Origin of the sequence: Vibrio sp. Makdt (assembly GCF_027587015.1) — a bacterium.
Classification (GTDB): domain Bacteria; phylum Pseudomonadota; class Gammaproteobacteria; order Enterobacterales; family Vibrionaceae; genus Vibrio; species Vibrio chagasii_B.
Genome location: NZ_JAPPTH010000003.1, coordinates 13,407 through 30,773, shown reverse-complemented (window position 1 = coordinate 30,773; position 17,367 = coordinate 13,407). Strand labels below are relative to the sequence as shown.

The 17,367-nt window shown below is 47.0% G+C and carries 18 protein-coding genes; all 18 read right to left on the bottom strand.

The window, feature by feature from the left end; all coding sequences use genetic code 11:
• Positions 1 to 3: 3 nt before the first annotated feature.
• On the bottom strand, positions 4 to 735 hold the full coding sequence (locus OH460_RS04285) for a protein phosphatase CheZ (RefSeq protein ID WP_269995406.1): 732 nt from the start codon (positions 733 to 735) through the stop codon (positions 4 to 6).
• 113 nt (positions 736 to 848) lie between these two features.
• Positions 849 to 1,217 carry a chemotaxis response regulator CheY gene (cheY, locus tag OH460_RS04280; protein ID WP_008218307.1) on the bottom strand — a complete coding sequence of 123 codons (369 nt, stop codon included), beginning with the start codon at positions 1,215 to 1,217 and terminating at the stop codon, positions 849 to 851.
• Between the two features lie 43 nt (positions 1,218 to 1,260).
• Positions 1,261 to 1,995: an RNA polymerase sigma factor FliA gene (locus OH460_RS04275; protein WP_004739861.1), complete on the bottom strand. Its 735-nt coding sequence runs from the start codon at positions 1,993 to 1,995 to the stop codon at positions 1,261 to 1,263.
• Complete coding sequence (locus OH460_RS04270) at positions 1,988 to 2,875, bottom strand: MinD/ParA family protein (RefSeq protein WP_008218303.1); 888 nt, start codon at positions 2,873 to 2,875, stop codon at positions 1,988 to 1,990. Before OH460_RS04270 ends, OH460_RS04275 begins: the two co-directional genes overlap by 8 nt.
• 13 nt (positions 2,876 to 2,888) lie before the next feature.
• Positions 2,889 to 4,400 (bottom strand): flagellar biosynthesis protein FlhF, encoded by a 1,512-nt coding sequence (gene flhF / locus OH460_RS04265; RefSeq protein ID WP_269995400.1) that lies wholly within the window; start codon positions 4,398 to 4,400, stop codon positions 2,889 to 2,891.
• A 27-nt stretch (positions 4,401 to 4,427) separates the two neighbouring features.
• Positions 4,428 to 6,527, bottom strand: coding sequence for a flagellar biosynthesis protein FlhA (gene flhA / locus OH460_RS04260; RefSeq protein WP_061033690.1), 2,100 nt, complete (start codon positions 6,525 to 6,527; stop codon positions 4,428 to 4,430).
• A gap of 253 nt (positions 6,528 to 6,780) precedes the next feature.
• Entirely contained in the window at positions 6,781 to 7,911 is a 1,131-nt protein-coding gene (flhB, locus tag OH460_RS04255; RefSeq protein WP_269995397.1) for a flagellar biosynthesis protein FlhB, read from the bottom strand.
• 9 nt (positions 7,912 to 7,920) lie between these two features.
• Entirely contained in the window at positions 7,921 to 8,703 is a 783-nt protein-coding gene (gene fliR / locus OH460_RS04250) for a flagellar biosynthetic protein FliR (protein ID WP_269995395.1), read from the bottom strand.
• A gap of 6 nt (positions 8,704 to 8,709) precedes the next feature.
• Positions 8,710 to 8,979 (bottom strand): flagellar biosynthesis protein FliQ, encoded by a 270-nt coding sequence (fliQ, locus tag OH460_RS04245; RefSeq protein ID WP_004739854.1) that lies wholly within the window; start codon positions 8,977 to 8,979, stop codon positions 8,710 to 8,712.
• Positions 8,980 to 8,991: 12 nt separating this feature from the next.
• Positions 8,992 to 9,921 (bottom strand): flagellar type III secretion system pore protein FliP, encoded by a 930-nt coding sequence (gene fliP / locus OH460_RS04240; protein ID WP_269995391.1) that lies wholly within the window; start codon positions 9,919 to 9,921, stop codon positions 8,992 to 8,994.
• Positions 9,908 to 10,348: a flagellar biosynthetic protein FliO gene (gene fliO, locus OH460_RS04235; RefSeq protein ID WP_171730072.1), complete on the bottom strand. Its 441-nt coding sequence runs from the start codon at positions 10,346 to 10,348 to the stop codon at positions 9,908 to 9,910. Before fliO ends, fliP begins: the two co-directional genes overlap by 14 nt.
• Positions 10,348 to 10,758, bottom strand: coding sequence for a flagellar motor switch protein FliN (gene fliN / locus OH460_RS04230; RefSeq protein WP_004739851.1), 411 nt, complete (start codon positions 10,756 to 10,758; stop codon positions 10,348 to 10,350). Before fliN ends, fliO begins: the two co-directional genes overlap by 1 nt.
• 29 nt (positions 10,759 to 10,787) lie before the next feature.
• Positions 10,788 to 11,831 (bottom strand): flagellar motor switch protein FliM, encoded by a 1,044-nt coding sequence (gene fliM, locus OH460_RS04225; protein WP_004739850.1) that lies wholly within the window; start codon positions 11,829 to 11,831, stop codon positions 10,788 to 10,790.
• A 7-nt stretch (positions 11,832 to 11,838) separates the two neighbouring features.
• The gene (fliL, locus tag OH460_RS04220) at positions 11,839 to 12,327 is read right to left on the bottom strand and encodes a flagellar basal body-associated protein FliL (protein WP_004739848.1); all 489 of its coding nucleotides are present in this window, start codon (positions 12,325 to 12,327) and stop codon (positions 11,839 to 11,841) included.
• A 90-nt stretch (positions 12,328 to 12,417) separates the two neighbouring features.
• The gene (locus tag OH460_RS04215) at positions 12,418 to 14,568 is read right to left on the bottom strand and encodes a flagellar hook-length control protein FliK (protein ID WP_269995383.1); all 2,151 of its coding nucleotides are present in this window, start codon (positions 14,566 to 14,568) and stop codon (positions 12,418 to 12,420) included.
• A gap of 180 nt (positions 14,569 to 14,748) precedes the next feature.
• Entirely contained in the window at positions 14,749 to 15,186 is a 438-nt protein-coding gene (gene fliJ, locus OH460_RS04210) for a flagellar export protein FliJ (protein WP_269995381.1), read from the bottom strand.
• Between the two features lie 19 nt (positions 15,187 to 15,205).
• Complete coding sequence (fliI, locus tag OH460_RS04205) at positions 15,206 to 16,525, bottom strand: flagellar protein export ATPase FliI (protein WP_061033695.1); 1,320 nt, start codon at positions 16,523 to 16,525, stop codon at positions 15,206 to 15,208.
• Positions 16,525 to 17,325: a flagellar assembly protein FliH gene (gene fliH / locus OH460_RS04200; RefSeq protein ID WP_061033696.1), complete on the bottom strand. Its 801-nt coding sequence runs from the start codon at positions 17,323 to 17,325 to the stop codon at positions 16,525 to 16,527. Before fliH ends, fliI begins: the two co-directional genes overlap by 1 nt.
• Positions 17,326 to 17,367 lie beyond the last annotated feature (42 nt).

Genomic DNA, 17,367 nt, shown 5'->3' with positions numbered 1-17,367 from the left:
CCTTTAAAATCCAAGACTGGATAACAAATCGTCGACTTCATCCTGAGAAGCAACAGCGTCTTCGCGCTCTTCTGGATTCATGATTGGCCCTTCTGGAGCAATCGATGCTTTCTTCTCTGATGTTGGAGTTGGCTCAACCTGATTCGCACCAAATACGGTGAGAATCTCGACTAAGCGCCCTTCAACCTCATTCACCAAGGTAATAACTTTGCTAATAATTTGCCCAGTTAAATCTTGGAAATCCTGAGCCATCAAGATTTCAGTCAGTTGCCCACGTAGTTCGGTACTATCGCCCTCTACTTGGACAAGCAATCCATCAATGCGGTGACATAAAGCTTTAAATTGTGCCAGCTCAATGCGGCCATGCATCAGTTCATTCCATTGAGGCCTTACTTGAAGTAAACACTCGTGTAGGTTGTCTGCGATTGGCATACAGCGATCGACAGCGTCCATCGTTTTATTTGCCGCAACTTCCGTTTTATCAATGACATACTGAAGGCGATCCCTTGCATCAGGGATTTCATCATTTGCGATAACGCTAATGCGCTCGTCAAAGTTGAATTGTGTCAAAGAGTCATGGAGTTCGCGAGTCAGACTACCTATTTCTTGAAGCATTGGATTGTCTTGAAGACTAAAGTTGTCTTCATAAATGCTTCTAACAAGAGAATCAGCATCTTGCTGCTCATCGTTTTCAAGCAGCTCTACTAATTTTTTTGCTTGTTCTAATGAAATCATCCTGAGTTCGGCCTTACTCCGCATATTTGTGACGCTTCAACGTTTGAGAAAAACGGGAAACTAAAAAGTTAATGTCTCTCTAGAAGCGCCTAAAAACAGGTTATTTTTAATGCTTATAAGCGCTCAAAAATCTTATCTAGTTTTTCTTTAAGAGTTGCGGCAGTGAAAGGCTTCACAATGTAACCATTTACACCCGCTTGCGCTGCTTCGATGATCTGCTCACGCTTCGCTTCTGCTGTGATCATTAGCACTGGAAGGTGCTTCAGTTCAGCGTCCGCACGAATGTGTTTTAGCAGGTCGATACCTTGCATGCCCGGCATGTTCCAGTCAGTTACCACGAAATCAAATTCGCCTTTTTTCAGCATAGGTAACGCGGTCAAGCCATCGTCTGCTTCTTGTGTGTTGTTGAAACCTAGGTCGCGAAGTAGGTTTTTAACAATTCGGCGCATCGTTGAAAAATCATCAACAATGAGAATTTTCATGTTTTTGTTCAAATTAGCCTCCACTGAATAAAAATCAGTGTTGTTAGTCGTTCTGTGTCCAAGCACTTAACTTAGTGCGTAAACGCTGCATAGATTGGCTCAATATTTGGCTGACACGAGATTCGCTGACACCTAATACTTCCCCAATCTCTTTTAAATTGAGTTCTTCGTCGTAATAAAGAGAAAGCACTAAGCCTTCCCTTTCCGGAAGCTGTTTTATCGAATCGATCAGAGCTTGGCGGAATGACTCATCAGCAACCCCTTGAAAAGGCGCGTTATCTTGAGAGTCTTCATTCGGAGATATTACATCATCTGAGACGCCTAAATCTTCGATCCCGACCAATCTTGAGCAATTAATATCAGTTAAAGCGCTATGATACTGCTCTAAACTGAGTCCCATGTGCTTTGCCACTTCGGCATCGCTTGGGTCGCGGTTGAGAGTACTCTCTAGTTCCGCAATTGCACTGCTGATTTCTCGATTGTTTTTATGAACCGATCTCGGCACCCAATCCCCACGGCGAATGTCATCCAACATTGCACCACGGATTCGAATACCGGCATACGTCTCAAAGCTTGCGCCTTTGGTACCATCATAGTTTTGCTGCGCTTCAATCAAGCCGATCATGCCCGCTTGAATCAAGTCATCAACCAATACATTAGGCGGTAATCGCCCCAACAAGTGATGAGCGATACGTTTAACCAACACAGAGTACTTCTCAAAAAAAGCCTGTTGGCTATTGTGATTAGCGTGTTGGTCGTAGGTAAGCGCTTTATTCACCAAATGGTTCCTCTACAAATTCAGTACGGTTCAGCAGCCTTTCAACAAAGAACTCCAAGTGTCCACTTGGTGTTTTTGGTATTGGCCAGGTCAATGCTTTATTTGCCAGTGAGCTGATTGCCAACGCAGCTGGAGAGCGAGGAAACGCGTCGACTACGATTTTCTGTCTCTTGACTGATTGACGTACTTTATCATCTAAAGGAATACATGCTACGAGTTCGAGGCTCACATTCAAGAAGCGCTCTGTGACCAAAGTCAATTTTGCAAATAATTCTCGGCCTTCACGGTAGCTTCTGACCATATTTGCAACAACTTTAAATCGCTGAACTTGGTGTTCTCTACTCAGAAGCTTAATCAACGCATATGCATCAGTGATTGAAGTAGGTTCATCACAAACCACGACCACCACATCTTGCGCCGCTCTTGAGAAACTGATCACCATGTCCGAGATTCCAGCAGCGGTATCCACTAGCAAGATGTCCATCTCGTCTTCAAGGGTACCAAATGCGCGAATCAAACCAGCGTGTTGTGCGTGTGATAGCTCTGTCATGCTCTGCGTGCCCGATGTCGCAGGAATGATTTTAATTCCGTGCGGACCTTCAACAATCGCATCTTTGAGTTCACATTCACCCGCTAACACATGCCCAAGGTTTCGCTTAGAGCGAATTCCTAGCATGATATCAACGTTCGCAAGGCCTAAGTCGGCATCAAGCACCATGACTTTTTTACCTTGGCGCGCCATACAAATAGCCATACCTAACGTCACATTAGATTTACCAACGCCGCCTTTACCACCGGTTACCGCAATAACTTTGGTGATTGAAGGCTTGGTTAAGCGACGGAGGCCGCTAGCTTGATCGTGTATCATATTTTCATTCATATTTATCCGCCGCCTAGAGCCCTTCAGAATCGCTGTTCCAGTAATGAGGTTCATTCTCTGTAGATTTCTCTAATAACTCATTTGCCTTAGCAATCATGTACTTTGGTTGAGCTATAACGATATCTTCAGGAACTCGTTGACCATTTGCTATGTAAGCAACTGGTAATGCATTTTGTATTACGACACTGATGAATTCACCAAGACTGAGAGATTCATCCAATTTAGTCATGATGCATCCCGACAACGGGATTCTTCTAAAGTGTTCAATTGTTTCTTGTAGTACTTTGCGCTGCGCTGTAGCCGGCAAAACAAGGTAGCTATTGATAACGGAACCACTCTCTTGCATCAATGTGTCTAACTGCTCAGATAGGCGAACATCTCGTTGTCCCATACCCGCAGTATCGACCAGAATCAGGCGACGATTACGTAACTGATAAATTACATCGGCCAGTTCGCTAGAATCTTTAGCAACTCTTACAGGACAACCCATAATTCGACCATAAATCGATAACTGCTCATGTGCACCTATACGATATGTGTCCGTTGTCACTAGTGCTACGTTGTCTGCGCCATATTCCATGGCAGCACGAGCCGCAAGCTTTGCAACCGTCGTCGTTTTACCCACGCCGGTTGGGCCAAGTAGAGCCACAATTCCGCCGCGTTTTAAAATATCTTTCTGTGTCACGGAGATCTGGTCAGCAACCAAGGCTAACAACGCCTTCCATGCACGAGCTGGTTTGGTATCTTCAGGAATGTAACAAGCCATCTGATCAGCAAGTTCTGCCGATACACCCATGCGTTCTAGACGTTTGATAAGCATGGCTCTCAGCGGTTCACGGCGCTCAACTTCTTGCCACATCAACCCAGAAACTTGATGCTCTAACAGACGACGAATTGAGGTCATCTCTTCACGCATCGTTTCCATTTCGGTATCAGAACCTTTGGATTGACCACTGTCACGACCGCGATCATAGCGAGTCGGATCCAAGCGAGGCGCAGGGCGCTCAACTCGGCGATCTTCAGCAATCAATTTAGAGAGGCCAGTTTCGCGAGCAAATGCTGAATCTAGGCTACCACTCGATGGCTGGTTATTTTGCGACAGGTGACTGTTGCTAGATTGACGATTGAGTAACGCTGACAGGGAGTCTTCGTTTTCAGCGCGGTGCTGCGGCTGATCGTCTGCGCCATGACTGTATTGCTTGAGCATGTTTGCAAAGCGCTTGGTCATTGAGCGTCCACCTTCAGAGTTTGACTGAAGGCTTACCTTGTCATCATCTAATTCGCGACGCCCTGCTGGAGCTGAGGGAGCGGCCATTTGCGTGTATTGGCTATGCGCAGGCTGCTGAGGTTTGTTGAGTCTTGGGCTCGCTGCTGACGGGCTAGATTCGCCATCAATAGCGGCAACAATTTCCACGCCACCTGCGACCTTTTTGTTAGACATGATCACTGCGTCCGAACCAAGTTCTTCTTTAACTTGGAGCAGAGCAGTCCGCATGTCTTTTGCAAAAAATCGTTTAATTTTCAATTCGATCGTCCGTTCTAATTAGGCGGCTTAATTACCAACAGCTTGTACTATACGTATCTGCTTTTCATCCGGTATTTCTTGGTATGACAGTACTCTTAAGCTTGGGATCGTGTTCTTCACGAATTTAGCTAGAGTCGAACGCAACACGCCTGAAGTCAGTAACACTGCAGGCTCCCCTTTCAGCTCTTGCTCTTGAGTCGCTTGGCTAAGAGAGGTCTGTAAACGTTCCGCTAAACCAGGTTCAATACCAGCAGATTCTCCGCCGGATGCCTGCATGGTTTGATGCAAGATTTGTTCCAGCTCAGGAATTAGGGTTATTACAGGCAATTCCGGCTCTATCCCATTGATTTCCTGAACAATTAGTCGTTTCAATGAGATACGAACTGCCGCCGTTAATATGTCAGGTTCTTGACTCTTGCTCGAGTACTCCGACAAAGTTTGGACTATGGTTCGGATATCACGGATTGGAATGGCTTCATTAAGCAGATTTTGTAGCACTTTCACTACCACACCAAGCTGCAGTTGATCCGGTACAAACCCTTCAACCAACTTAGGTGTTGAGCGACTAAGCATCTCAAGTAGATTCTGAACCTCTTCATGACCAATAAGCTGCGACGCATTGTTAGTAAGCAGTTGGCTGAGATGAGTTGCTAGTACGGTCGACGAGTCAACTACGGTGTAGCCAAGAGCCTGAGCGTGTTCACGTTGCTCTTCACGAATCCATACCGCTTCGAGACCAAATGCCGGATCGATAGTCGGCTCTCCGTCGATCATCCCGTACACTTGGCCCGGGTTAATCGCAAGTTCCATATCAGGCTTTATCTCAGCCTCACCTACCGCAACACCCATTAAGGTGATTCGGTAGCTGTTTGGTGTCAGCTCTAGGTTGTCACGGATGTGTACTGCAGGGATCAAGAAGCCGAAATCTTGAGACAACTTCTTACGCACGCCTTTTACGCGCTCTAGTAGTTCGCCGCCTTGGTCCCTATCTACCAGAGGAATCAAGCGGTAGCCTACTTCTAGGCCAATAATATCAACAGGTTGAACGTCATCCCAAGAGAGCTCTTTTTGTGAACCCGTCTCGCCACTGGCTTCAACAGCCGCAGGGAGATTCGGCTCCAATGCCTTCTTCTTCTGTTTCTTATCGATGTAATAAGCCGCACCGCCAGCTATTGCAGCCAGGCTCAAGAACGAGAAGTGTGGCATGCCCGGAACAATACCCATCACACCGAGAATCGCCGCAGTGATCATCAAGGCTTTTGGATTGTCGAACATCTGGAAGATGAGCTGCTGGCCCATGTCTTCATCGGTATTTTGACGCGTTACCATCATCGCAGCAGCGATCGACAGTAATAAAGATGGAATTTGTGCAACCAGACCATCACCGATAGTCAGTAGGGTGTAGATTTCGATAGCCTCACCGAAACCCAAACCAAATTGAGCCATACCGATACTCAAGCCACCAATGATGTTGATGAACAGGATCAAAATACCCGCTATCGCATCACCTTTAACGAACTTCGAAGCACCATCCATCGAACCGTAGAAATCGGCCTCTTTGGTTACTTCAAAACGTCGCAGACGCGCCTGATCTTGATCGATCAAACCCGCATTCAAATCGGCATCGATTGCCATCTGTTTACCTGGTAAGGCATCCAAGGTGAAACGCGCACTTACTTCCGAGATACGGCCTGCACCTTTGGTAACAACCATGAAGTTGATGATCATTAAGATCAAGAACACCACTAAACCAACCGCGTAGTTACCACCGATAACCACGTTACCGAAGGCCTCAATCACGTTACCCGCCGCATCGCCACCTTCGTGACCATGCAGTAGAACCACACGAGTAGATGCAACGTTCAAAGCCAATCGAAGCAGAGTCGCAATAAGAAGAACGGTCGGGAAAGCGGCGAAATCTAAAGGTCTTCGTGTGTAAACCGACACCAGTAACACAACCATAGCGAGTGCGATATTGAAGGTGAAGAACATATCCAGCAAAAATGCAGGAATTGGTAACACCACCATCGCCAGCGTGGCAAGTACCATAACGGGCGCACCAATTGCAGGCATGGCACGGTTAGGGATTTTTGGTAGCTTGTCCGCAAAAGGCAGGGAGAATTTCATAAATCTAGATAGTTTCGCTATGTTGTCGCCTCTCGCCAAGTAAATCGGGCTCAGGGCTAAGCTATGTTGCCAACGTTTTAGCAACAAGGTTTATAGTGATCAGGTTTACCATGATCGGCTTATAATGTTCGGGATTGATATAGCAAACACTGTACCAATATCTAACGTCAAATTATCAGCGCTTTGTCGGTTAACAGAAGCTAATTAATCTCCCTATTATCAAGCTTCATAGGGCTGAGCTCAAGTAATTGATCTAATGACGTAAATCAGGTGGGATCGGCATATTAGAATCTTGCAGTTTTGGCCTCTCGCCACCGCGTTTTCGATACTGTTTTAGCTGGAACACATATGCAAGCACTTGAGCTACGGCGGTAAACAGACCGTCAGGAATTTGTTGTTCAAGCTCTGTAGTGTGATAAAGCGCCCTCGCCAGCGGTGGTGCTGGAACAATATAGATATCATTTTCACGGGCAATTTCACGGATCTTCATCGCCATGTGATCTACACCCTTGGCGACCACAATGGGCGCTTTATCTTGATTCTGCTTATAACGCAAAGCCACCGAGAAGTGTTCCGGGTTGGTGACAATCACATCCGCTTGAGGCACATCTGCCATCATACGACGCTGAGCCGCTTCTCTTTGCAACATACGAATTCGACCTTTCACTTCAGGCTTACCTTCGGTGTCTTTGAATTCGTCTTTCACTTCTTGCTTAGTCATCTTTAATTGATCGGCGTGTTGCCAGATCTGGAATGGAATATCAATGGCCACCACAATCAGCAGAGAACAACTGATCAAGAGAATGAAGTTAAGCAAGATATCCAAAGCATGAAAGATATTCTGTGGATAGACATCCATGCTCAGCTGCATCAAGTCATGTTGAGAGGCTTGAATCAGATAAACCGCCATCCCCGATACCAACGCCACTTTCAAAATCGATTTAATCAGTTCGACCCAGCTTTGCAGGCCAAACATACGCTTGATACCACTGAGTGGATTGAGCTTTGACACCTTTGGCATCGCAGCTTGCATCGAAAAGTTAATCCCACCAACCCCTGCCGCGCCAATAACAGCCGCAACAAACAAAGTGATCAGAATTAAGAACAGCGGAAACAGCAAGTTCACCAACGCGCCGCCAGCGATTTCCAGCAGCTTGTTGGTATCAAAGATTTCGTCGCGGCTCAAAGAGAACAGGCGTTGCATGGCCTCGAACAGCGCCTTCGCCATCGATTCACCAAACCACATTAGTGCAACGGCACCGACAATTAATACCGATGCTGACGCCAGCTCTTTTGACCTTGCAACCTGCCCTTTCTCTTTGGCCTGTTGCAAGCGTCTGGGCGTGGCGTCTTCTGTGCGTTCTTGACCGTCTGACTCTGCCATTTCAGTCTCCTAGCAATCTAACCGGATTAGACGACATATCTGTTGCTCGCCTTGCATCCAATATAGCTCATAATGACTATACAAGCCGCCAAGGATGTACCAACAAAGTAACAGACCTACGAGTAGCGCAAATGCAAAACCCAAAGAAAAGATATTTAGCTGAGGCGCAGCACGTGTCATTACACCGAATGACAGGTTTATCGTCAGCAGCGCGATAATTCCCGACAGCGACATCGCCAATGCCGCTTTGAACATAATGCCGAGCCATAATGCTAGCTCGCGAAAATCGACCGAAGTCAGAGATCCACTGCCAATCGGCAGAGTTTTAAAACTGAATACCACCAGCTGCAACATCTTCAAATGACCATCGGTCGCCAAGAAGAACATGGTCGCAAGTAACATGAAGAGCTGACCCAATACCGGCGTGTTCTGGCCGTTTGCAGGGTCGACCATAGAGGCGAAACCCAAGCTCGATTGCATACCGAGGATTTGACCGAGCATAACAAAGGTTTGAATCATGAACTGGGTGACAAACCCCATCGCCACACCAATCACAATTTGCTCAAAGACAGTTAGGAAGCCTTGGAAAGAGAGCAGTTCAATCTCTTTTGGAACCGCGGGAATCGCAGGCATCACTGCGAAGGTGATTGCTAAACCTAAATACAAACGAATACGCGGCGACACAAAACGTGCACCGGTGACCGTCATCACCATCAGCATTGCTGAGATGCGAGTGTAAGGCCAAAAATAATTGGCTAACCACTCTAGTACAAGGCTCGTTGGGTATTCCATATCGGTTTAATACAGAACTTGAGGTAAACGTTCGATGAGCTCAAAGAAGAACTCCATCATCATCTGAGTCATCCAGTGCGCAAACAGCATCAAGGCCAATAAGGTCACAATCAAACGCGGCAGGAAACTCAATGTTTGTTCGTTGATCGAGGTCGCTGCTTGGAAGATAGCCACCACCAAACCGATCAGCAAGCTGGGAATAATGATGGCACAAACCATGATTAGCACCATCCAAAGCGCATCTCGGAACAACTCTACGAATATTTCAGGATTCATGATTTCCCCCAGCTACAAGGCAAAACTGCCGGCGAGTGTGGAGAGTATTAAGTTCCAACCATCAACAAGAACGAACAGCATTAACTTGAACGGCAAAGATACAATCATTGGTGACAACATCATCATACCCATCGCCATCAATACTGACGCCACCACTAAGTCGATGATCAAAAACGGCAAGAACAGCATAAAGCCAATCTGGAAAGCCGTTTTGAGCTCGGAGGTGATAAATGCAGGAATCAGCACCGCCATTGAAACGTCTTCAGGATTGGTCACTTCCGAACCGGAGATCTCAACAAAAGTCTCTAAATCTTTGATTCGAGTCTGTTTTAGCATGAATGATTTGATCGGCCCTTGAGCAACATCAAATGCTTGTCGTGCCGTGATCTGTTCATTCAGATAAGGTTGAACCGCTTGCTCATTCACCTGATTGATCACCGGTGACATGATGAAGAAGGTCAAGAATATCGCGATACCTATGATAACTTGGTTCGATGGTGTTTGTTGCAAACCCATTGCCTGACGCAGGATAGACATCACCACCACAATACGGGTGAACGAAGTCATCAGAATGACCATTGCCGGCAAGAAGCCAAGCATAGTCATCAACGCAAGAATTTGCAGGTTGATCGAGTAGTCTTCCCCCCCGTTGGCATTGGTCGTCATGGTGAAAGCAGGAATACCGCCCCCATTCCCAGTCAAACTGCCGGTGGTCATGGTGGTCGATTTGGCTTGGTCTTGTTCCATCGTGCTGATAGTCACCGACTCTGAACCCGTAGTGTTGGCAGGAATAACAGTGCCGTCTTCAGCCTGTGCAAATACCGACACACTAAACAAAAGGGTACAGAGAAGAGTTAGCTGAACCAGCAGCACCTTCACCGCTCGGAAAGCTCCGGCTTGGCAAAAGTAAGATGAGTTCAAAAGTCCGTTATTTGTTTGCATCTTTTTTCATGAGCTGGGAAAGCTGACTTGAGAATGTACTTTTTTCCAGCATCTCCTGAGTAAGAGGTTTATCAAGCTTAGAGATCAGCTGAATAGATTGGGTGGTAATGCCCACCAAAAACTGTTCATCGCCCGCTTGCACAATAGCGATACGCTCTTTTGTGCCGACAGGGATTTGCCTAACAATCGCCAAACCTTGTTGATTGGACATCGCTGGCACTTGCATGCGCTTAAGCAACCAAGCAATAAATAAAATGAAGGCTATAACGAAAATTAGCGACCCAAAAGTGGTCGCTAAATCAAGAGAAGGCGGCGTCGCTGCAAAGGCAACAGAAGGAATTGAGAGTAGCCCCATTCCGACTATTGCTCGAGATAAGCTCTTCAACCCTTGAGGAAAGTTCGTCAACCTTAGAGACGATAAGCGCATTAACGTAGCTTCTTAATACGTTCTGTTTGGCTAATTACATCGGTCAAACGAATACCAAATTTATCGTTCACCACAACAACTTCGCCATGAGCAATCAGAGTACCATTAACCATCACATCCAGTGACTCACCAGCAATACGGTCTAGCTCAACAACCGAACCTTGGTTCAATTGCAGAAGGTTGCGGATACTGATCTGAGAGCGACCCACTTCCATAGAAATGGTGACTGGGATATCCATAATGGTATCCAGCTTACGGCGCTCGTCTTCAGAAATCGGAGACGATGAATCAGTTAGCTCATCAAGTGGTGCCGCCAACACGTCATCAACATCAATTGACGGTGCAGAAGGGTCTTCACCAAGTGCTGCAGCCCATTCGTCTGCTAGCTTTTGATCTTCACTAGGTTCCATTACCAATTCCTATACTTTTATCTATTTTGCTATTCGTTATCATCGCTATTTTCTAGTTCGGACATTAAGTCTTTACCCAGAAAGGCGAGATCAGTTTTGACCACATGAGGTCTTTGAATTTTTTCAGAAATCTGAACCGCGAGTTTTTCACCCGAGCGACCCATCTTCACACGGTAGGTCGGTAGCTCTTCCACAAACATGGTCGCGTGCTCAGGCATGTTCATAGGAATGACGTCACCAGGGCGCAGCTCCATCAAATCACGTAGTGAGATATCTTGCTCTAGAAGGTTGACGCGGAAGTTAACCGGCACGTCCATGATTTCATCACGCAGTGCTGTGCTCCAACGAACATCGGTTTCCATTTTGTCGGATTGAACACCCGCATCAAGCAGCTCACGGATCGGCTCAACCATGGAGTAAGGCATAACTACGTGGAAATCACCACCGCCGCCATCCACTTCAATATGGAATGAGCTCACTACGATCACTTCGGTTGGGCTCACAATGTTCGCCATACTCGGGTTCACTTCAGAATCCAAATATTCAAACTCAACCCCCATAACTGGTGACCAAGCTTCTTTGTAATCTTCAAATACAATCTTCAGCAGCAGCTGGATAATACGTCTTTCCGTTGGCGTAAATTCACGGCCTTCAATCTTGGCGTGGAATCGTCCATCGCCACCAAAGAAGTTTTCTACGAGAATGAAAACAAGACGTGCTTCCATGGTGATCAGTGCCGTACCTTTAAGCGGACGGAAACGCACCATGTTTAAACTGGTTGGTACGTACAGGGTGTTTTGGTATTCACCAAATTTCATCATCTGTACGCCGTTGATCGACACTTCAGCCGTTTTACGCAACATATTAAACAAACTAATTCGCATATGACGTGCGAAACGCTCGTTAATAAGTTCAAGGGTCGGCATTCGACCACGGACGATTCGATCTTGAGAGGAGAAGTCAAAATTGACCGCACTGTCATTGTCGGTCTCTAAGACATCTTCAACTTCTTCAACATCGTCAACGCCGTGTAACAGCGCATCAATTTCGTCTTGGCTTAATAAATCGGTCACAAATTACCTATTGAATTACGAAGTCAGTGAATAACACTTTTTCAATCACAGGCTGGCCAACAGCTTGAGCCAGACTTGCTTTAATATCTTCTGTCGCTTTATCACGCAGTTCCACTCGCCCTGTTGGTGAGCGAAGTTGGTCAACCGTTGCCGAAGCGAACGTTGCGAGCAATGTGCTCTCTACTAGTGGAGAGTGGTAACGTGCCAGGTCTTCATTTTTGCTACCACGCACCATCAGTTGTGCTTTTATCTGAACTAGGCGATCTTTTTTATCACCTGTTACATTGAACAAGAAGGGCTGAGGGATGTTCACATACATAACAGGCTCTGCTGCAACCACAGCAGTGGCTGGCTGAGACTGAGATTCTGAGGCACTATCATCGGAGCCTAAGAAAAAGAACAGCGCACCACCAATACCAAGTAGTAAAACAACAACCGCTATAATGATAATAAGGAGCTTACTCTTTCCTTTAGGTGCATCTTGTACTTCTGCCATATTTTACTCTAACTTCCTGTTCTTTCGATTAACTGACGGTTCTGTCTATCAGCTGGTTCTATCTATCAATTAAGTGTGCTCAGCCTGATATTAGGCATAATAACTAATTCCATCACGCTTTGATGCGACATTCAATTCAAGATTGCTGCCACTATCAAGGTTTTCATCACCTTGCGTATCATTTGTGCGGTTAGAGCCTGATTGTTGCTCACCACTGTTGTATCTGTCTTGTCCCTGACCTGAACTTTGCTGTTGAACGGATGAATCGGCAAGCTGCATACCCTGTTGAGCAAGCATCTCTCTCAATCGAGGTAAGGTTTGTTCAATCACATCCCTCGCCTGTTGACTGTTCACCGTAAAGTGCACGTTCGCCACATCATTATTCATGGTCATGCGGATCTTCATTTGCCCCAACTCTGGTGGGTCGAGTCGAATGTCTAAGTTCTTAAGGTTTTTAGACATCATCATTTGTACTTTTTCAGCGACCTGTTCGTTTGCTAGCTCTTTAGTCAGCTGCAACGGTGCCTGTTGAGCGGCTTGAATCTCGGCTCGTGTTGGCGCCGAACCAGCGTTCGCTGCACCTTGCACGCCAGCCGCAGAAGCGATCTGCTGAGCAAATGTGGTGTCTTTCGAATCTTCCTTAGCACCGGCTTTACCTAAGCCAGAAAGAGTAACCGCACCAGCTCCGGCCTTAAGTAACATATCTGTTGAACCCGCTTTGGTCGCGGCAGGTGTTGCATTCAGCGACACACCTTGCGCGGTTAACGCCGGATCCAACGCAGCTTGTGGCTGTTGTGCTGCGACATTAGCTTGTTGAGCCACTGCCTGTTGGGCTGCATGCGTATTGTTAGTGTGCAGCATTGCTGCTTTATCCGTCGCTGCATGAGCGGCAGCCGCGTTACTCGTCGATTGCGCTGCCGCTTGCGCCTTAGTTTGCTGCGCAGCCGTCGCAACCGCTGCTGTTGATGCTGCCGCTGCTAAGACTTTCGCTTCATCTGAATCTGTGTTGTCCCAATCAATCGCAACAGGCTCAGCAGAGGCGCTGTTTGTGCCCGGAGCTTGGCTCAATAAAGCCGTTGCTTGTTGCTGAACGTTTACGAGTTGTTTATTCAAAACGTCTAACTCAGCGGTCGTTTTAGCCAGCATCGCTTGTTCATCTGTTGTCAAACTTGCGCCACTTTGCTGCTTCTGCAGTAAACCATCAACAACAGACTGTTTTGACTCAATCTGAGCATTCAGCTGATTGAGCGCTTTGGTGTGCGCATCTACCTGTTTTGCCAACTCAATATCCGCTGGAGACAGTGCTTGGCTTTGCCCAGCAACTTCTGCTTGTGCCGCATTTTTCTGGCTGAGCTCTCGGCTCATACTTGCTTCAATCTGCTCGGGAGTAACGCCTTTATCCATCAACTGGCGAATTTCATCATCTGTCAGTTGCGAGACACCTTTTCCGCCAGTAAGCACAGCAATTTCAGAGTCCACTTCTAGAGTGCTACCTTGATTCGCTGAGTTGGTTTGCTGGAGTTGCTTACCCGCGTCACCTTCGACAGAGAATCCTTCAACAGAAGCTCCTGGAATATTACCTTGAGCTTGATCCAACTGAGCCTGTTCTAACTGAGACTGCTGTGGCAAGGCTTTGCCGTTCGGCGTCTGATTCAGCGTTTTATTTGCCTCATCCAACTGGCCTAATAACTTGTTTCCTTCATTCATCGCAGCCGCCGCTTGCGATGCTTGGGTCGATTCGTTTACCGCAGATGAAGCTTGGCCTTGGGGTTGAGCTGTCTGCTCCGTAGAGCCGTTGTTGTTTGGCAACTCATCTTTCTCACCCGTCTTGTTAGCGGTAGCTGTAACATCAGCTGAATTCGCTTTAAGTTGCGACTCTGAGCTAGAGACAGCCTCTACAGGAGTTTTGTCTGTGGCTTGCTCACCCTCAACTTCTGAAGCGACTTGCTTACTTTGTGCTTGGCTTGACTCATCCGTAGTCTCAGCTGTTGAGTTCGTTTTCTTTGCTTCATCTGAAGCTTCACTTTCCGTAGAGGCTTGTTTAGCATCAGATTTTGTAGTGCTGTCTGCTTCTTTTTCCGTTGCTTGGCTACCACTTTCTTCAAAGCCGAGCGCTTCTTTGAAAGATTCAAAGAAACCTTTTGAGTCGCCGGTTTCCTCTACCTTTGAAGCGGCAGAACCGGTGTCCAACAACGAAGACGTTGTGTTGGTCGCTGAATTTGAAGAAGGACTAACGTTCATATATACAAGCTCTATCTACTAGCTTTGCCACCATAAACAGGCAACAAAAAGAAAGTCGGATGCTTTTCATACCTTTGGCAGGCACAAGGCGCAATTTTATATAAAACCGAGCAAGAAACATGCCTAGAAAACTCGGCTAATCACAATGTGAACAGCGACAGTAGGATTCATGGCTCGGGATCACATCTTCTTACGGCTATAAAGCAAAGTCGAAAACTCATCCATCTGCTTTTGTTCTCTTTGGTCCTGCAGTTTGGCTTTCTCTTTCTGCTTCTTCTCCATCAACCACTCATAGGATTTACGTTTCTTACGCAGTTCCATCCAGTAGTTTTGGCAGTTATCGACGTGATTTTTAAAGTGATGCTCCGCTTCTCGTTGTTTAGAAAGCGTTTCATCCAATTGAGTTAAGAAGCGATTCAAATGCCCATATTGACTGGCAGTTAGCCCTGCCTTGCCTCTATCGACAAGTTGCTGGCAATAATCCAGTCGATACTTTTCAATCTGCGCAACCTGTTCGTAATAACCTTGCAGCTCCGCATTGGCTTTGTTGAGCGCCAAGACCGCTTGATTTTCTTGGTCTTTTGCTTGGTCGAGAAGAAACTCTAATGCATTATCCATGACTAACCTTAATCACCCGTTAGCCACCCAACACATGCTTCAACATGTTGACGCACATATCGTAAGGAACCGTTTCTTTCATCTTCTGCTGTAAGTACTCATCCAACTTCGGCTTCAAGGTGAAGGCGCTATCAATCGCAGGGTCGGTACCCGGCTTGTAAGCACCAATCGACACCAAGTCTTGGTTCTTACGGCAGATAGAAAGCACTTGTCTTACCGCTTTCGACATCAACACATGTTCTTCGGTGGTGATTTGAGGCATCACACGGCTGACGGACTTCTCAACGTCAATCGCAGGATAATGACCCGCATCTGCCATTTCACGTGACAACACAACGTGACCATCGAGAATCGCTCGTGAAGCATCGGCAATTGGATCTTGTAGATCATCACCTTCGGTCAGTACGGTAAAGAAAGCGGTGATGGAACCTTGCTCATCATTGCCGTTACCTGCACGTTCAACCAGCGCTGGCAACTTAGCAAATACCGATGGCGGGTAGCCTTTGGTCGCTGGCGGCTCACCAACAGATAATGCAATTTCACGTTGAGCCTGTGCAAAACGGGTCAGTGAATCCATCAGGAGCAGAACATCTAAACCTTGGTCACGGAAATATTCCGCCACCGTTAGCGCCGTTTGACAGCCTTTCAATCGCATCAATGGTGATGAATCGGCAGGCGCAGCAACCACAACCGATCGCTTACGGCCGTCCTCACCAAGAATCTCTTCAATAAATTCTTTTACTTCGCGTCCACGCTCACCAATCAAGCCCACCACAACCACTTGCGCGGTGGTACCTCGTGTCATCATACCTAGTGTTACGGATTTACCGACACCAGAACCTGCGAACAGACCGATACGTTGCCCTTTACCTACCGTCAGCAGGCCGTTAATCGCCTTTAAGCCAACATCAAGCGGCTCAGAGATCGGCTTACGCGCCAGAGGGTTAATTGGTTCGGCACTAAATGACGCACGTTGCTCAGTATAGATTGGGCCAAGCCCATCCAGTGGGTTGCCAACACCGTCAATCACACGACCAAGCAGTTCCATCCCGACAGGAATGCCGCTTTCAGAGGTCATGGGGGTGACACGAGCGCCGGGTAAGATCCCAGTGATTTGTTCACTCGGCATCAGAAATAAGTTATCGCCAGAGAAGCCAACCACTTCAGCTTCCATCTGACCAGACATGGTTTCAACTAAGCACAAGCTACCAATCGGGGCTTTACAGCCCGTTGCTTCAAGGGTTAGTCCGACTACCCGTACCAACTTACCAGAGGCAACGGGGCGTGATTTTAGCCCTTCGACTTTGTATTGGCTGAGACGATTCGCTAACTCAAGCATTACGCATGACCTTGATGGCGATTAGCACCACAGAAGCTCTGGATCACGTTCTTCACACGCTCTTCCATTCGATAATTCACACTCGATTCACCCGCTTCAATTTGTACATCGCCACGGTTGAGCGCAGGCTCGGAAACTAATGTCCAATTGCGGCAGTCCAGTTCCGTATCCCCATACGCAGAGCGAATGATCGTGACGTCTTCCGGGTTAAGCTTCAACGTAATAGCGTGACCAGAGATCGGCAGCGACTCTACTGACTCTTTCACGGTATCTAGGATGATTTGTGGATTGGTCTGAACTTCAACGTGCACCACTTCTTTAACCATGGTCAGCACCATGTCCACCAGCTGCTTTTCAACCTGAGCATTCATCAGCTCCAAAGGTTGAGCAAACTGGTTCGCGAGCCCCATGAAAATAGCCACTTGTTGTTGAATATATTCTTGACCTGCGGTGACACCTTCGAGCTTACCAGCTTCATTGCCTTCTGCGTGGCCTGCGGCAAAACCTTCTTCTTTGCCTTTTTCATAACCTTGCTTGAAGCCAGCTTCCTGACCTTGATGCAGACCTTCTTGGTAAGCGCCTTGCTTGATCAGCTCGATTTGCTCTTCGGTCAGAACAAGCTCTTCATCTTCAATAGCTTCTTCAACTGTCGGCATCCAACCTGGGTCGTAGTTAAACGCCGTTTCTTTAGCTTGTTTACTCACATCAGAGGTGTAGTCAGGCAACCCCCATTTCTGAGGTTGGGCAACCGTATTATCTTCTTCAGGGCGAAGGAAGCCGCGTTTTCTATCACCTGACATATCAGTACCTATCTATGAGTGAGTTCAACTGTTTTAAATTCA

Bases quoted from the DNA above. Each gene is read 5' to 3' on its own strand.
- OH460_RS04285 (WP_269995406.1), bottom strand. From the start codon at position 735: ATGATTTCATTAGAACAAGCAAAAAAATTAGTAGAGCTGCTTGAAAAC.
- cheY (WP_008218307.1), bottom strand. From the start codon at position 1,217: ATGAAAATTCTCATTGTTGATGATTTTTCAACGATGCGCCGAATTGTT.
- OH460_RS04270 (WP_008218303.1), bottom strand. From the start codon at position 2,875: ATGAATGAAAATATGATACACGATCAAGCTAGCGGCCTCCGTCGCTTA.
- flhA (WP_061033690.1), bottom strand. From the start codon at position 6,527: ATGAAATTCTCCCTGCCTTTTGCGGACAAGCTACCAAAAATCCCTAAC.
- flhB (WP_269995397.1), bottom strand. From the start codon at position 7,911: ATGGCAGAGTCAGACGGTCAAGAACGCACAGAAGACGCCACGCCCAGA.
- fliR (WP_269995395.1), bottom strand. From the start codon at position 8,703: ATGGAATACCCAACGAGCCTTGTACTAGAGTGGTTAGCCAATTATTTT.
- fliQ (WP_004739854.1), bottom strand. From the start codon at position 8,979: ATGAATCCTGAAATATTCGTAGAGTTGTTCCGAGATGCGCTTTGGATG.
- fliP (WP_269995391.1), bottom strand. From the start codon at position 9,921: ATGCAAACAAATAACGGACTTTTGAACTCATCTTACTTTTGCCAAGCC.
- fliO (WP_171730072.1), bottom strand. From the start codon at position 10,348: ATGCGCTTATCGTCTCTAAGGTTGACGAACTTTCCTCAAGGGTTGAAG.
- fliN (WP_004739851.1), bottom strand. From the start codon at position 10,758: ATGGAACCTAGTGAAGATCAAAAGCTAGCAGACGAATGGGCTGCAGCA.
- fliL (WP_004739848.1), bottom strand. From the start codon at position 12,327: ATGGCAGAAGTACAAGATGCACCTAAAGGAAAGAGTAAGCTCCTTATT.
- OH460_RS04215 (WP_269995383.1), bottom strand. From the start codon at position 14,568: ATGAACGTTAGTCCTTCTTCAAATTCAGCGACCAACACAACGTCTTCG.
- fliJ (WP_269995381.1), bottom strand. From the start codon at position 15,186: ATGGATAATGCATTAGAGTTTCTTCTCGACCAAGCAAAAGACCAAGAA.
- fliI (WP_061033695.1), bottom strand. From the start codon at position 16,525: ATGCTTGAGTTAGCGAATCGTCTCAGCCAATACAAAGTCGAAGGGCTA.
- fliH (WP_061033696.1), bottom strand. From the start codon at position 17,325: ATGTCAGGTGATAGAAAACGCGGCTTCCTTCGCCCTGAAGAAGATAAT.